Source organism: Paenibacillus sp. SAFN-054, assembly GCF_051966755.1.
Classification (GTDB): domain Bacteria; phylum Bacillota; class Bacilli; order Paenibacillales; family Paenibacillaceae; genus Paenibacillus_AQ.
Window position 1 is genome coordinate 71,268 of record NZ_JBQCKS010000002.1, and the last position, 16,229, is coordinate 87,496.

12 protein-coding genes are annotated in these 16,229 nt (G+C 50.9%); all 12 read right to left on the minus strand.

The genetic code is table 11. The features are described from left to right. Positions 1-123: 123 nt before the first annotated feature. On the minus strand, positions 124-1,038 hold the full coding sequence (locus ACTHPM_RS11790) for a LysR family transcriptional regulator (RefSeq protein ID WP_440396168.1): 915 nt from the start codon (positions 1,036-1,038) through the stop codon (positions 124-126). Positions 1,039-1,240: 202 nt separating this feature from the next. Continuing rightward, entirely contained in the window at positions 1,241-2,038 is a 798-nt protein-coding gene (locus ACTHPM_RS11795; protein WP_440396167.1) for a DUF2935 domain-containing protein, read from the minus strand. Positions 2,039-2,182: 144 nt separating this feature from the next. Then, the gene (locus ACTHPM_RS11800) at positions 2,183-3,253 is read right to left on the minus strand and encodes a bifunctional 3-deoxy-7-phosphoheptulonate synthase/chorismate mutase (RefSeq protein ID WP_440396166.1); all 1,071 of its coding nucleotides are present in this window, start codon (positions 3,251-3,253) and stop codon (positions 2,183-2,185) included. Between the two features lie 113 nt (positions 3,254-3,366). Further along, positions 3,367-3,537 (minus strand): hypothetical protein, encoded by a 171-nt coding sequence (locus ACTHPM_RS11805; RefSeq protein ID WP_440421552.1) that lies wholly within the window; start codon positions 3,535-3,537, stop codon positions 3,367-3,369. 408 nt (positions 3,538-3,945) lie between these two features. Beyond that, positions 3,946-4,821: a carbohydrate ABC transporter permease gene (locus ACTHPM_RS11810; protein WP_440396165.1), complete on the minus strand. Its 876-nt coding sequence runs from the start codon at positions 4,819-4,821 to the stop codon at positions 3,946-3,948. Between the two features lie 25 nt (positions 4,822-4,846). Then, positions 4,847-5,677: a carbohydrate ABC transporter permease gene (locus tag ACTHPM_RS11815; RefSeq protein ID WP_440421554.1), complete on the minus strand. Its 831-nt coding sequence runs from the start codon at positions 5,675-5,677 to the stop codon at positions 4,847-4,849. Between the two features lie 126 nt (positions 5,678-5,803). Further along, positions 5,804-7,147 (minus strand): ABC transporter substrate-binding protein, encoded by a 1,344-nt coding sequence (locus ACTHPM_RS11820; RefSeq protein WP_440396163.1) that lies wholly within the window; start codon positions 7,145-7,147, stop codon positions 5,804-5,806. Positions 7,148-7,373: 226 nt separating this feature from the next. Next, positions 7,374-7,649, minus strand: coding sequence for a barstar family protein (locus ACTHPM_RS11825; RefSeq protein ID WP_440396162.1), 276 nt, complete (start codon positions 7,647-7,649; stop codon positions 7,374-7,376). A gap of 20 nt (positions 7,650-7,669) precedes the next feature. Continuing rightward, on the minus strand, positions 7,670-8,209 hold the full coding sequence (locus ACTHPM_RS11830; protein WP_440396265.1) for a ribonuclease: 540 nt from the start codon (positions 8,207-8,209) through the stop codon (positions 7,670-7,672). A 386-nt stretch (positions 8,210-8,595) separates the two neighbouring features. Further along, complete coding sequence (locus tag ACTHPM_RS11835; RefSeq protein ID WP_440396161.1) at positions 8,596-10,488, minus strand: beta-N-acetylhexosaminidase; 1,893 nt, start codon at positions 10,486-10,488, stop codon at positions 8,596-8,598. Positions 10,489-10,906: 418 nt separating this feature from the next. Further along, positions 10,907-11,323, minus strand: a complete 417-nt coding sequence (locus ACTHPM_RS11840; protein WP_440396160.1) for a hypothetical protein — start codon at positions 11,321-11,323, stop codon at positions 10,907-10,909. A gap of 142 nt (positions 11,324-11,465) precedes the next feature. After that, on the minus strand, positions 11,466-16,163 hold the full coding sequence (locus ACTHPM_RS11845; RefSeq protein WP_440396159.1) for an S-layer homology domain-containing protein: 4,698 nt from the start codon (positions 16,161-16,163) through the stop codon (positions 11,466-11,468). Positions 16,164-16,229: the final 66 nt, after the last annotated feature.

Here is a 16,229-nt window from a genome sequence, read left to right on the forward strand (position 1 = left end):
CTCCTTCGGCGCTTAAGTTTTCAACTCGATAAGAGAAAGATATCACACAATTCCGGTTATACCGTAACTCCGATTAACTATAGCTGGCTATAGTCAAAAGCTATAACAAATTCACGATGAAACTTATAAAACCCGAACGGTGCCAATAGCGGCCTGCAGCGCCTCGATATAGGCCGCAGCCAGTTTGGTCAAAGCGGCATTCTGGTGGCAAATCCACCCGATGTTGATGGTCTCCTCGATATCCAGCGGAACCGGGATAATCTCATTGCCGTTCAGATCGGCGCTCAGCACACCCGTCGATATCGTGTAACCATTCAGCCCGATCAGCAGGTTAAACAGCGTCGCCCGGTCGTTGACGCGGATGCTTTTCGGATGAGACAGCGTGCTGAGAATTTCTTCGGAAAAGTGAAAAGAATTAAACTCCCCCTGTTCAAACGACAGGTACGGATAATCCTGCAGCTGGTCGATTGTGACTAACGCCTGCTTGGCCAAGGGATTATGCACGCTGATGAATATATGCGGCTTGGCCGTAAACAGGCTCGTAAACTTCAAATTCGCATCCTTTAACAATCGGTTGATGACTTTGCTGTTGAACTCGTTCAGATACAGGATGCCGATTTCGCTGCGCTGGCTTTTGACATCCTGGATGATTTCGTGGGTCTTGGTCTCGCGCAGAGCCAGCTCATATTCCTCATGTCCATACTCCCGTACCAGGTTTACGAAGGCGTTGACCGCAAAAGCATAATGCTGCGTCGATACCGAAAAATGCTGCGGGGAAGGCTTGGCGTTCAAATAGCGGCCCTCCAGCAGCTCCGCCTGCTCGATCACCTGGCGGGCATATCCGAGAAACTCTGCCCCCTCTTTGGACAGTGAAATCCCCTTATTGGTTCGCTCGAATATCGTCACCTGAATTTCCGCCTCCAGATCCTTGATCGCATTGGACAGGCTGGGCTGGGATATGAACAAGCGCTTGGCGGCTTCATTCATGGATCCCCGGTTGGCTACTTCGATAACGTATTTCAATTGTTGCAGCGTCACGATGATCGTCCCTTTCTAGGCTTACGTACTTACAGCTTATTTTCTATAGCATATCAAAAAAGGTTACACCGGGTAATCCTTTTGAAATGCCGTAATGATGCCGAAATGGGCTTTAGCCACGTAAAAAAGCACCGCGAGCCGTCCTCCCGACGTTCCATCGGAAGCAGACTGCGGTGCTTTCAAATCGCTTGTTCATGCCGGATCACTGCACTCTCGGCTTTGCCGGATCGCAGTCCGGCCGCGGTACCTCGCCGAACTGCGACAGCTTGTGCAGGTAATAGCATTCTTCCCTGTACATATGGTCCGGCACGAGCCGGTTCAGGCGGCTTAGCAGCTCGGCGCTGATATCCAGCTCCTCCACCTCGAGCAGGAATGCCATAAAGGCGGACATCTCGAGGTCGACGTCTTGATGGAACTTACTCACCGAAGGGTAGGTGGGCTTCATCGTACGCAAATAGCCGACCAGCTCAAGCGCTTTTAAATAAAACTCGTTAAAATGCTGCTCGAACTCCTTGCTCTTACGTATCAGCCTTCGCTCTACCCCGTCGAGATCGGACGCGATGGACGCCGAATGAAACGCCGCGTCCGGCAGCCACAGCAGGTCATGGTGCAGGGGGTGATAACGGGGAACCGGTTTTCCTTGGCGCAGCTCCGTTAATATCCGCTCATATTCTTCGAGCTCGTTGACCATATGGTTGATGAACGTCGGAGACAGCCCAATGACGATCTTGCCGAGAAGCAGCCGGTCCAGCAAATCCAGCTTGAATGCGCGCAGACTCACCACTGCCTCATACGCCTGCTCATTCAATTGGTCCATCGCCTGCTGATCCTGCTCCTTCAAAGCCCGTGCCTGCTCCAGCAGCCGGTCGAACAAGGCTATAAACTGCTGCGCCTTCCGGACATCCTCTGCTTCGCTGGACGGCAGGGCGTTAAAGATAAACCTCGCGTGATCGCCTAAAATTTGCAGCCAAAACCGGTGTTCAAATAGCTGTTCTTCCATTTCCAAGCCCTCCCTCAGAATTAATGCCAGCAATAAATATATGAGCAGGCTGGACAGATATATTCTTCAGGGAGCATGGCCTTACCCTCCAGTTCCTCGATTCCGTAAATACCCACAAGAAAAGGGCAGGGTATCCTAAGAGGCTTACATGAGTCCCGACTTCTTGACCTCTGCGTAGAAATCGTGGAACTGCGGAATATTCAGCTGCTGCGCGGCATCCGAAAGCGCCGTGGCCGGGTCCGGATGCACCTCCACCATGACGCCGTCGGCTCCTGCGGCGAGCGCGGCTTTGGCGCAAGGAGCCAAAATATCCTTGCGGCCGGTCGAGTGGGTCACGTCGACCAGCACTGGCAGATGCGTTTCCTGCTTGAGGATCGGCACCGCCGAGATGTCCAGCGTATTACGCGTCGCTTTCTCGTATGTCCGGATGCCGCGCTCGATCAGCATCACCTGCGTATTGCCGCGGGAAACGATGTACTCCGCCGCATGCACGAATTCGTCAAGCGTCGCCGCCAGGCCGCGCTTCAGCAGAATCGGCGTCTTCACGTCCCCCGCCGCTTTCAGGAGCTCGAAGTTCTGCATGTTTCTCGCGCCGATCTGAATAACGTCGATGTAATCGCAGGCCAGCTCGATATGGGCCGGATCGACGATTTCACTGATCGTCTTCAGGCCGAATTCCGCGGCAACCTCTTTGAGGATTTTCAGGCCTTCGATACCAAGCCCCTGGAAGTCGTACGGGGACGTTCTCGGCTTGAATGCACCGCCCCGCATGACGGTTATGCCCGCTTCTTTCAGGGCCGCGGCCACGGTGCGCACCTGCTCATAGCTCTCGACCGAGCATGGACCGGCGATCATGATCGGGCTTCCGCCGCCAATCGTCACGTCTCCGAGCGTAATCAGCGTATCTTCCTTCTTTTTCTTGCGGCTGACGAGCAGATGCTTCTTATGGTCTACCTCCTGCAGCGTCAACGTAGCTTGAAAAATCTGTTTGAACAGATGGCGCACCGTCTCATGATCGAATGGTCCTTCATTGCTCGCCGCCAGCTTATCAAGCATCTCCTTCTCGCGCACAGGATCAAATTTCGGAACGCCCTGCTTCTCCTTCTCAGCACCGAGCTCCTGCGCGATGCTGGCGCGTTTCGACAGCAATCCCAGCAGCTCCAGGTTCACCTCATCCAATTGATTGCGCAGCTCTTCCAATCTACCCTGACTCATCTCTGATCTCTCCTTTGATTTTCTGTATATAAAACAAAAAGACTCCCGTCCGCAAGGGACGTGGAGTCGTGGTACCACCCTTATTAGACATCCCCATACAAAAGAGGCATGTCTCACTTAAAGCCTTTTAACGCAAGGATACGGGTATTCCTACCGTCTGCATGGAGCAGCCCTTCAGATACCGGCTCGGGAATGAACTTCGGCGGACAGCGTTCCGCGGCTGCTCTCAGTCTACCGGCAGTCCGTCCCTGTCTGGAGCTTGCTCCGCTTACTCTTTCCTTCATTGCTTCTTGAATATATGTGATGCGAACAATAAATTAAAAGCATTGTAATACAATCGGTTAACTCGAAGCAAGCATACGAGGTGATGCTGTAACTCTTTATTTTGTTGAAGTGATCTATCTTGCTGAATGACAAGTACATTTTTTTCTCATAAATCGAAACACTCGGACACCGGGTAACGTCTAATCATAAGCGCCCCATATAAATCCATTTTTGATAAGAAACAGCTATAACAACGAAACGGAAACATATGCTTATACGATACCTGCTAAATAGCAGGTATCCACACATGCCAAAAAAGCCGTTAAATACACGCAAAGTGTGTTTAGCGGCTTTGGCTGCTGCTATGAAGCTGATGTTGCTTCACATCCCACTCTCTCTTGATGGGGAAGGTAATAGAAGCTTGAAGCTTAACCCTTAACCGCACCCTCTGTCAAACCTTTTTGAATGAACTTGGAAATGAAAATATAGATGAGTAAAATCGGTATTACGGTCAAAGTGACCGCCGTTGCCATCAAACCAAAGTCGGTTCCGTACTGCGAGCTGATTTCATTCAATAATGCCACAATCGGACGGACCTTCTCCTTATTCACGAAGATCAAGGCCGAGAACAGGTCGTTGTATGACCATAAAAACACGAAAATGCTTACCGAGGCAAAAACCGGCCGCGATACCGGCATAAAAATTTTCATGAACATCTGCCACCGGTTGCAGCCGTCCATGAAGGCCGCTTCCTCCAGCTCCTTGGCGATCGTCGCCATATAACCCGCTATCACCAGCGTGGCAAAGGTCAGATTGCCTGCCGTTTGCGGCAGAATCAATCCCCAGTAGGTATTCACCAGGCTCGTCTTGATCAGCAGCTCATACACCGGTACGACAGTGGCAAACGCGGGCACGAGCAGCGTGGCATACAAGATGGACTGGATGAACCGTTTCCCTTTAAAGTTGAACCTGGACAAGACGTAAGCCGCTAAGCCCCCGAACAGCAGAACGAGCACTACGGTGCTCCCGGACATGATCAGGCTGTTGACATAGCTTCTTCCCAGATTTATTCGATCAAAGGCGTTCGTATAATTCGTAAAAACGGGATCGGTCGCCAGTGAGAAGGTTTTGTTCATGACATCTCTGGATGCCTTAAAGGAGTTATTGACAATCCAAAACAGCGGATAGATGGTCGTTAAAGCCCAGAGAGACAATACAAGATACATGAAGACCGTTCCCAAACGGAAATGGCGTTTTCTTTTTGTGTACTGGATTTCTCGTCCGTTGCGAATAGCTGGCTGCATAACAATTACACCCCTAATTAACAGCTTAGTATGTGATTTCCTCGCTTTTTAACAGTCGATTGGCAAGCAGGGCGATGACGACCCCGAGCACAACCATGTAAATGGCGACCGTTGAGCCGTAGCCGAAATTCTGGTCCACCATCGCTTTTTTGTACATGTAGGTTCCCAGGACATCCGTACCGTTCTGCGCTCTCGAAATGACCCATACGAAGTCGAAAACTTTCAGGGTACCGGTGATCGCAAGCGTAATGACAACCTTGATGTCGCTTAGAATTAACGGAATCGTAAGCTTAACCATTTTCTTAAAGCCCGTGATGCCTTCCAGCTTGGCTGCATCGTAATAATCCTCCGGTATTTTGGACATGGCCGTCACGAACAGCACGAAATAGAAGCCGACATAATGCCATACCGTCGGAACCGCGACGGCCCTGAGGGCATTGCTCTCGCTGAGCCACAGAATCTTCTCAATCCCGAAGTTGGCGAGGAGGTTGTTAAGCAGTCCGAAATTGTAGTTATAGAATAGAACGAACAGCAATGAAATTGCCGTACCGGAAATGACGACGGGGAAAAAGAATACGGATCGGTAGAACCCTTTGAGTTTGGGGATATTATCGACCATGACCGCAAGGATCAGGGCGATACCCACCTGAAAAATGATAACGTAAAGCATGATTTCCAGCGTATGGAGTGTGGCCGCGCCAAGCAGCTTATCCGATATTAAGCGGTCATAATTGTCCCATCCGATAAATTTCTTATCGTAAAATCCTTTGGTTCGATAAAAACTGAGATAAAAGCTCTTAAAAAAGGGATAGTACAAAAATACGGTCAAAAACGCTGCCATCGGAAATAAAAACATCCAGATATACTTTCGATCGCCCTTCATATTCATCACCACTTGAGTTTTATTTTCTCTAGCATCCGGGGTGCTTAAAAGAGGACGCCGCCTCCAAAGAGACGGCGTGGTCAGGCTGGAATCAATCTCTTACTTCTTATTGGCATCCTCGATTTCCTTGGCTTCCTTGAGCACGTCAGCCGGGGACTTTTTGCCGGTGACGACGGAGGCAACGCCAGCGCGCAGCGTCGAGAACGTCTCAGGCGAAACCACGTTATCGATCGGTCTGCTCACCGAAGGTGCGCCCGCTGCCAGAGCAAAGCCGTCATTGGCGACTTGGGTTGCGCCCTTGGTCTCTACGCCTGCAGCAGCCGGAAGACCGCCGTTGGCAAGGGAAATTTTCTCGATAACCGCTTTGGATGTCATGTGCTTCAGCAATTCAATGGCTGCGTCTTTCTTGTCCGCATTATCGAAGGTTGCTTTGGAAAGGTAGAATCCGCTTCCGTAACCGCCGATGATTTCTTTGCCTGTACCCACTCCGCCTGGCATGGCAGGGAACGGAAGAATCGTCGTATTATCGATCACGGCTGGCTCTTTCCACGCTCCGGACGCCCACGAACCTTCAATGATCATCGCGGCTTTGCCTTCAGCGTAGTAGTTGGAAGCCATACCGAGGTCGATGGTGGCGGCATCTTTAGGGAATGCACCCAGATCATACAGTTCCTTCATTGCGGCATAGCCTTTTTCCCAGTTCGGATCGATACCGTCAGCCAAACCGCTGTCATGCCCTTTCGCTCCCGCAGCCGAGAGGATAAAATGCTCGATTACGTAGTGCGATTGGTCGAATGGAGCCGCAAGAGGGATGATTCCTTTTTTGGAAAGGGTCGAAACAGCCGTCTTCATCTTATCCCAATCCGTCGGAAGCTCCAGGTTGTTGTCGGCAAAAATCTTCTTATTCACGAACAATCCTTCGTAATAGCCGGTGAGCGGAATGGCATAGATGTTGCCGTCCTGCATTCTGGTATTTTCAAGCGCCGTCGGGTTGAAGCCCGCTTTCCATTCCGGATTCGCGTCCAGAATGTCGTTCATTGGAACCACTTTCCCCGCGTCTACAAAGCCTTGCGCATCGGCGCCGACGAAGTAGAAGAGCAGGTCCGGTTCGTTGCCGGAGTTCATGTCGGTATTGACTTTCGTTCTGAAACCGTCATCATTTGCGGACATGGTATCGTTTTCAATTTTCACGTTAGGGTTTTTCTCTTTGAATTCGTCCAAAGCAGTCTGGAACGCTTCGCGAGCGGCATCCGTTCCGCCGAAGGTGGAGAACACGCGCAGGGATACGTCTTTCTTCGGAGCTTCCGTTTCCGTTTTTGGCGTTTCCGTTTCTGTCTTTGGCGTTTCGCTTCCTGCATTCTTGTCCTCTGTTTTGCCGCAGGCTGCCAAAAGCATCGAGAAGGAGAGCAGCATGCTTAGAAGAACCATAGATGACCTTTTCACTTGTAAATCCCCCTTAATGTGGTTTTAATCTTGGAGTGTAACGTCTTCTGCTGTCTGTTCTTATCATACAATAGCTGGAATAAATGTAAGGGGATACATTCCTCTACATGAAGGGTAAATATACACAATGACGCGAATAATCGTGCATAAACACGAAAAAACACCCTCGAACCGAGAGTGCTTTTCTATCCATTATGCTGATTTTTAGCAGAAACCATCGTTATCTTTATGGCTCGACGTGAACATGGAAGCCTTCGATTTCGCTTTCCGCATCTTGAAAAAGCTGCAGTACATCGCTGCTGTACTCCCCAAGCTTCTCTTCGCTTTCTTGAAAATGGAGCCAGCGAATTGTCAGTGGCATGCGGACCCAGCCTGTCAGACAATCCCATAAGGCGTCCAAATTGTTGCCGTAATGGCCGGGCAGCTCCAACGCTTCCTTCAAGAAGGCATGCAGCTGTTCCCTGTTATCCACAAGACGGCCATCCAAAATGATGTCGCGCATTTCTCGAACCTCCCCACCTGTCATTTTATCGGTTTAAACGTCTCATAATGGTCTTCCGTCTTGTATATGAGTCCGTCGTTCGAGAACAGGATCCGGTCCTTCCCCCGATGTCCGGACTTGTAATTGATATCTGCTTCGTACCATATCCTTCCCTTTTTCGCTGGCAGCTTTCTCTCACGGTTCTGGAAGACATCACCGCCAATGCTTTTGCCAGGGGCCACGTCCTGCAGATTCCCTTTTTGAGCGTCCCATCCAAGCTTCCGCGCTTCGGACTTCGTAATAAAGTTATCGGGAAGCTCATGATGAGCCTTGATATACGCCGCGACGCCCTCAAAGGTGGTTAAATCTTTGGATGGGGACTTTTCCGGTTTTTGAGATTTGGTTTGTGTTTTTGTTTGTGCTTGTCTTTGCGATTGATCCTGTGATTGTGATTGATGCTGTGACTGTAACTGATGCTCGGACTGCGGCTCGGATTGGAACCCGCTGTCGCTCAAGCTGCAGCCGGTCAGCAGCAGTATGCAGCTTAACCATACCAACAGTAATGACTTCAGTACTTTCAAACGTTTCATCCTCGTTTCTTCTTGGTTGATGACCTTGTTCTTATTCAAGCCGCCTAGATGGCCTGCCCTGCATACCTTAACATACAACGCAAAGAGCTTCAACGGAAGTCCATCGGAGTCATAAAGCCAGCCAACTATCGCTTCCTAGGACCTCTCCCATTCCCAAATAACCTTCTCGAACGAAAAAAAGCCATCCTCCCAGGCAGAACAAATCTACCTGAGGGATAGCCCCAGCTTCAAACACACCGACACATTCAGCATGTCCTCCAATACACCAGCGAAGGCCGGACGAGCTCATGAAGGCCCAATGCGGGTCGGCTGTCCATTATTGGATCATCTGCGTAATTAAATTGTTCACCACAGGCTGGCCTCTTCCATTTTCTTGTTTACAGCAGCGTTGTACTGGTCGAGATCATGCGATGGTACAAGTTGCAGAAGCCCAGTTGCTCGTCCGACCAGCTGGCACCCCCGTCAAAATGCAGCTTGGCGCTTTCCAGCTCTTCCAAGCGGTCCATCTCCCCCGAAGCATAAGCCAGGATTCGCTGCTGCGCCGATGCGATGCGGGCCAGCAGCCCCCCGTATCTGAGATCGATTATCTCCCAGCCGAAAATTTTATGCGTTGCGTCCCATTGCGCCCGGTGCGCCTCATGCAGTGTCTTGACCCGGGCCGCCAGCTCCGTCAGTTCCTCCTCCGCGATGCGGCAAAGCCCGTTCCGGTCGTGATGATCATAGCTTGCTTGAATCCGGATTCCCATCTCGGTTTTGAGGGCCAAAGCGGCACATAATTTCCCGTATACGGAGAAAAGCATGGACCACCGCGGATTGTCTTCGGCATAAGTCTGCATTTGGGCAGCCATAGCTTCATAATACCGCGGCAAGTCTCGACCCTGTACGTGCTGATCGAACAAACCAAGCATCAGATCCTGCCATAGCAAATACCTCGATGGATTCGCCTCCGCCAAATTGTCCTCCGGCGTGCCGGGAAGCTCATCGATATATTTGGTCTGGATGAAATGATCGAAGTTTCCGCCCGTACATGTGTGGAAACGCTGCTTGAGCTTCTGCTCGTCAAACTCCTTCGCATAGGCATGCTCCGCGTATAACTGCAGGGTAGGCAGACCTGAAAAGACGTTCCCTTCGTTCCCGTTATCGCCCCACATGGTGACCACGACCTCGCTTACGCCCTCTTCCTTGCAGACCGACAAAGCCGCATCGGTCGTCCGGAACGCCTTGCCATGATTCGGAATGATCCCGTTCCAGGTCCACGCCCCCCCGGCAAATACCGGCGAGGAGCCGAACTGCTGATGCTTATGAATATAATCCCTGTAAAACTCCGGATCGCTGTGATAGTAGTCCCAGTACACATACTGCACGTTCTTCGGCATGTCCGAGATGACATGCTCGGGAACGACCGAATTCGTGTCATAATAGTCTCCCTCTTGGGACCCAAGCCGGAAATACATATCGCTCCAAATCATCGGTTTCAAATCGTACTTTGCCGTAATTTCAATCACCCGGCGCAAATGCTCGTTCATCAATTCGAACCGCGGGCGATATCCGTTTTTCTTGAGGTAATTCCCCAAGCCGAGCGTGTGGGCCTCATCCATTCCGATATGAATCCGTTTGCTGCGAAGCGGGGCGGTCGCGGCCCGGACCATCTCATCGATGAACCGGTACGTTTCCTCCGATCCGATCAGCAGAATATCTTCTGTATCCTTGTAAGCATCCGTATGCTGCCACTGCAGCGCTTGGCGCAAGTGTCCCAGCGTCTGAATGCATGCGACCATTTCAATCCCGAACATGGCGGCATAATCGTCGCAGGCTTTCATTTCCTCAAACGTATATCTTCCCCGCAAATAGCCAAAATAAGGTCTTTCCTTGATTTCATACGTATCTTCGGTATAGAGCATCAGTTGATTGAGTCCCATCACCGCCATCGTCCGGATGAGTTTCTTCACGCCCTCCACCGACAAGACCGCATTACGCGAGACATCAACCATCGCGCCCGTGGTTTGAAATTGCGGCGTTTCTTCCACATGAAAGGCCTCTGTGGCCCTGACATGTTCCAGGAAAAGCCCTAAGGCCCGGTATAAATGAACCGGCTGGTCATAATGAATCACACCATGTCCATTCTCCAAGCTGGCCACGAGGTTTCCGGGTTTCTGAATGACCTCAAGGCCGATCCCGTCAGAAGACAAGGTGAATCCCAGCTCTTCTTGCAGGATGTGAAGCCCCTCCAGCAGCTGAGGTTGGAGCGAATTGTGAATATGTATCAACATGCATGAACACCTCCAATATTAGCAATCCATGGATTAACTTTTGACACCGGAGCTCGCAATTCCTTCTACAAAATATTTTTGGGAGAATGCGAACAGAATGATCGGGATAATCGCGATGATCCATGCGCCCGCCATCTGAAGAATGGATATTCGTTATGCGAATTATTGACGTTTCTTCCTGAGCGGCTTCGGCCATCGATAAGAGGCAACGTGCCTGGTCATTGCGAGAAATAACGCCCCCCACTGTTGTTCGTTTAAGGAACAGATCGGTTGATTACGATCAATCCTCAGCTCTCTTGCCAGTCTGGTAATCTGCGGAGGCGTAATATGGGAACTCGGAGAGGATGCCAATAAAAGAATTAACACAAAAACCCGCAGAAGAATTCACTTTCGCGGGTGAGTACATCATATGAGGATATCAGATCACAATCTCTTTGAGTGCCTCGAAAAAGGCGGCTTGGGCACTGACTCCCAAATTGCGGATGTTGCGGAATTGAATGACTTTCAGGTTCAGAAAATCCGAGACCGTCTCGCATTCGCATCTTTTCAATGCTTTGGCAATCCGATTGTTGATGACTGCATTGGTCGGATCCCCATACATCGTCATCAGATCCTGAATCTTGAGCGACTGCATATCTTCCTTGACCTTGACGAACATCCGGATTGGAAAATAGAAGTATTTCGGATTTCCGATCCAGCTCCACTGATCGTCCGAGTAGATTTGAACGTTCCCCAGTGCTCTTTCCAGTTTGAATTTTAAATCCGTATCCTGAACATGATCCAGGTTATCCAGCAGCTCCTGCACATGCGTTTCCGTTAAATAGAGATGAATCAATGTTGAAAACTCCTTTGCATAGAATCTTAACCCCGCCATTTCAATGAAAGAAGCATCCCCCGGCGTATTGGCCCGTGTTCATCCTGATTACCCATACCCAGGGGAAGATTCCTTTCACGGTGACTTTATCACCAAATCCGTATTACATTTTGTTAATGAACTCGATATACTCCAGCATGTTCTTCACGAATACGGCCGCTTCGGCGCGAGTAGCCTGCTTGGACGGATCGAATGTCTTGTCCATGATCCGGGCCGTCAGTCCGAGGTCAGTGGTCATGGCGGCTGCGTTCTTGCTCCAGCTGCTGATCTTGGCGGCATCGCTGAATTGATTCAAGATCGCTGCCTCTTGGCCGGACACATCCTTGGTCTTGCCCGCAAACGCAATGGCATTCGCGACCATGACAGCCATTTGCTCCCGGGTTACATTCGCGTTCGGCTTGAAGCTGCCGTTGTCGTATCCGCTGACGAGTCCTGCTTTGACGGATGATCCGACATAACCGTCAAACCAATTCCCGGATTTCACGTCACTGAAACGTCCGTTCGAACCTTCCGGCTTCAGGCCAAGGGCTTCGACGAGGATTTTGGAGAACTGAGCGCGGGTCAGCTTCGCATCCGGATCAAACCGGGATTCCGTCATGCCATTGATGAGTCCCTTGGAGCTGAGGCCTTCGATAACGTTCTTGGCCCAATGTCCTTGAAGATCGTTAAAGGATTTATTGCCTTCCACGATCAAATACTGGCTGCTGCCGTTCTGCTTGATCTGCACCTGGGTTTTGCCGCTGGCATCCGTCGTGAACACGGACGGTACGAAGGCAAACTCCCCGGTTTTGGCGTCATACGACACGGCGGTCGCTTTGGCCGGCTCAACCTTTTGGTCCAGCGTCATCGTGCTCGTGGCATAGACTTTGCCGAAGCTATCCACAGGTACGGAGCTTGCGCCAGAACTTACGGAAATGCCGATCTCAAAAGCGCTGCCTACCGGATTCAGCCCTTTTTGCTTTGCCTTCTCCACGATGTCGGTCAAGCTTGTGCTGCCTTTTTCGATCTTGGCATAGACAGAAGAAACGTTCTTGAAGTCGATTGCGCTGACCGGCAGCTGATAGGATGTACCTTCCGATGTGATGGAGATCACCGCGTTCGGCAGCTGCTGAGCCGCTGTAGACAGCGAGCTGGCAGGAAGCTCCAGCTTGACGGACTTATCGTCGGCAACCAGAACCGGAATTTGGATCGTGGAAGCTTGATTCGGATTGTTGCTTCCGAGCTTCTCAATGGCACGGTCCAGATCCGCATCGTTGACCTTAAGTTCTTCATTGGTCACGCCATTATCTCCCTTGACGATGGAGACCTGAACCGGATCCACCTTGACCAGGTTCACACCCTGGCTGTTATTTGAGCCGGTGTTGCCTGTGCTGGCGGTGCTGCCCGTACCGGAAGTGCTGCCGTTACTACCTGTGTTGCCGGAGCCGCTTGTGCTGCCGCTACCGCCTGTGTTGCCGCTACCGCCTGTGTTGCCACTACCGCCTGTGTTGCCACTACCACCTGTATTGCCGCTACCGCTTGTGTTGCCATTACCGCCTGTGTTGCCATTACCGCCTGTGTTGCCACTACCGCCTGTATTGCCGCTACCGCCTATGTTGCCACTACCGCCTGTGTTGCCGCTACCACCTGTATTGCCGCTACCTCCTGTGTTGCCATTACCGCCTGAGTTGCCTCCTCCTGTGTTGCCGGAGTCACCATTACCAGAACCGTTGCCATTACCTGGTGTCACAGGCGTCGGTGTTGGTGTTATTGGTGTTGTTGGTGTTGTTGGTGTTGTTGGTGTTGTTGGTGTTGTCGGTGTTGGTGTTGTTGGTGTTGTTGGTGTCGGCGTAGTTACTTGATCGTTCACCGGCATTTTTTCGCTGCCCGAAATGTTCAATTCCGCTATTGCAAGTGCCGTATCTCCGTGCAGAATGCTTAGAGACTCGAACTTCACGTATCTCCCCTTCACCGGTTTATCCAGCGGGATGTTATTGTAATTATTGCCCCTTGCCGCCGGGTTCGGCATCGTACCATTCGAGATCACTTTATTCCAGTTCTTACCGTCAGAGCTCACATAAAAGTTAAACGTCTTGACCATTCCTGCATTGTATTGATCCTGAGGTCTGGCTACATAAGAAAAGCCCTGCACATAGTAATCTTTTTTCATGTCGATCGTCACGGATTTATTGCCCGCCGGTTTGAGCGATTCGAAGAAGGTTCCCGTGTTCTTGTCGAACGCGTTTTTCAGCGGGAAAGCTCCCTGCGCTGCAGGATCGGATGTATACGTCCAAGCCGATGAGAAAATATCCTTGTTCCTGCCCGAAGCCTTGTACTTGTCGCTTGCAGGCGAAGCAACAGCTTTGCCGTCATAGGCGATCACTTGGTATTCGTACACAGTGTCCGGCGCAGCTGTTGTGTCCAAATAATAATTATCGTAAGTTATGCCCAAAAGCTTGCCATCGCGGTAAATCTCATAGGCGAGCACGGTGCCGCTCGGCTCGTTGATGGATAAATTCAGCTGCAAGCCCGTTTGGAAGCGGCCGAACGACGTAATCGCCGGCTTGGCGTTGTTTTTGAAAGATCCGGTTTTCGCGGACTTATCGGTAATCAACCACGTTTTGTCCTTGAGTACAGGAAGGCCTTTTACCAACTCCTTCACCTTCGGATCATCCATGTTGCCGTACCCATAATGTTTAAAATGAGGCGTGAGGTCCATCTGCGCCACCTGGCTCATGGCAATAGCCATACGTTGCCATTGGTTTTGCGTGCCGTTAAAGTAACCCTCTTTCGATTTTTCGCGCAAGAACCGGTTTACTTTCGGATAAAAGTCGTTCAAGCCGAATTTATACTCCAGTTGGTTTAACGATGCGGTTTGCTCAAATACGCTGAAAGACTGGTCTTTGCCCTCATTTAAATTCTGAATCGTCTTCCAGCGATTCTCAGCAGTGATTCTTGAGGTAAGCCCGAATTCACGCTGCATGCGCAAAGAGTACATATTGTTCGTCATTTCGCCGATTTCGATATTGTGATTGTCATACATGTGTCCCCATTCATGGGCCACGCCCCAGCCGCCTCCAGGTCCCGAGGTAGAGATGACCCCACTGGCTAGTCCGCCAGAGCGCGGATCGTTATCCGGGTCCCCGTAAGCATTGTATCCCGTAATTCCCCGACCAGCCCAAGCGTATGGCCCTGCCGTGAATACCCGGGACATCAACCGGCTCTGACCGGGACGATGCAGCGGATTCGGATCATTCTCATATAAACCGGAATACTCGTTCATGACTTTGACGAAACGTTCCCAGGTATCCATGGAATCCTTGACGGTAAGGCCATTTTTCAGCTGACCTTCCAAAGCGCTCAATGCGCCGCGTGCACTGGTTGTAACCGTTGCATGCTCGGAGACGAATTCCGCCAGATTGTAGAACTTCGGCTTGGCTGCTTGGGAGACCTTATCATAATCGAAATACGTGTCGTTATTCTCCACATTGCTCACGTATTCTCTTAATTCCTTCAGGAATTGGTCAGGATTCGTTTTCCCGTGAATATATAGCGGGAACTTCGTTCCGCCAACTAGACGGAACTTCGGCGCATAAGTCTGCTGGTCCGGATAAGCGGGGTTGTCCAGATAAATGGCTGCAGGCCGCATTTTGCCGAACTCCTGTTTTACGGCCAACGGCGGTGCTTTAATGATGTTCATCCCCGGCTTCAATGGATATGATCTGGAAATTTCACTTACATCCGGGTTGGTCAATGCCTGGAAGAACACCAGCTTCGGCATGACGCCTTGCGGATCCGCGTCCAAGTATACCGTTAGGGTCTCGCCCGGGAGAACATAATAGCCGGTTGAGGATAGCGAGGTTCTTCCGTCCATTTGCGTTCTGCCGGCCTCTGTTCCGCTATTTCCTTTTTGTTCACCGGTAAACATCCGGCTTGCGAACTTCGTCGGCGCTTCCACCAAAGCAGCCGCGTCGTTCAGCAGCGGCAGGTAAGCGTCTTTGCTCGGATGGCCCGCCGCCATGCTTTTCACTTTGTCGATGGCCGCTTTGCTGTTATAGGCGCTATTCAACTTACTGTACGTTTTATCGGTGAATACTTTATCGAACTCGACCATGAACGCGTCGGGCTTATAGAAGGACAGCTCTGCCAACGCAGCCCAATCCTCCTTGGCTTCCACGAATTCGAAGCGGAAGGTACGGATTTTCGTGTCGGGAAAATCAATTCTCGTCAGCGTGGTCGAGCCTGACTTGAAGGAGCCAGTGGCAAGAAGCTTCATGTCCTTGTCGCTATCCTGATCGCTGTAATACAAATTGTATTTCAGCGGAAAACCCTTGCCTGGGGCTCCTGCCTGGCGTGGGAGAAATTCGATGTGGGAAAGGTCGTAAATGTTATCGAACGTCACGGTGATGTTGTTTTTGAAATCGGTTTTGTTGTATTTCCCTGCTTCCCAATGAGTTTGGGCATCGCCGTCAAAGAGGAAGGAAGGCGCGCTGTTACCGTACTGGCCACCGTTGGTCTTCACGCTTTGGATATGGTCCTTCGATATTTTGAAGACGTCATCGTAGGTTTGGGCAACGGCAGCCGTCAAGGTTGCCGCTTCGGGAACCTCGGCAGCGACCGAAGCCGGAGCCGCGTCTGCCTTTTCTAAGTTTTTCTCCGCTGCTGCGGCGGTGCTTGCCGCTGTGTTAGCTGCAGTTTTTGTCGCTGTGTTCACGGTAGCCGCGTTTGCAGCTAAAGGCTGCAACGAGATGCAAGGTACGAGGATAGCAACCGCGCTGGCCGTACTAATCGCTTTCTTAATGTTCCGCTTGGATGCAGACATGTGATGAACCACTCCTTTAATGATGAAATTGTAAAACGTGAAAAATGATAAATGTGATCAGGCGAA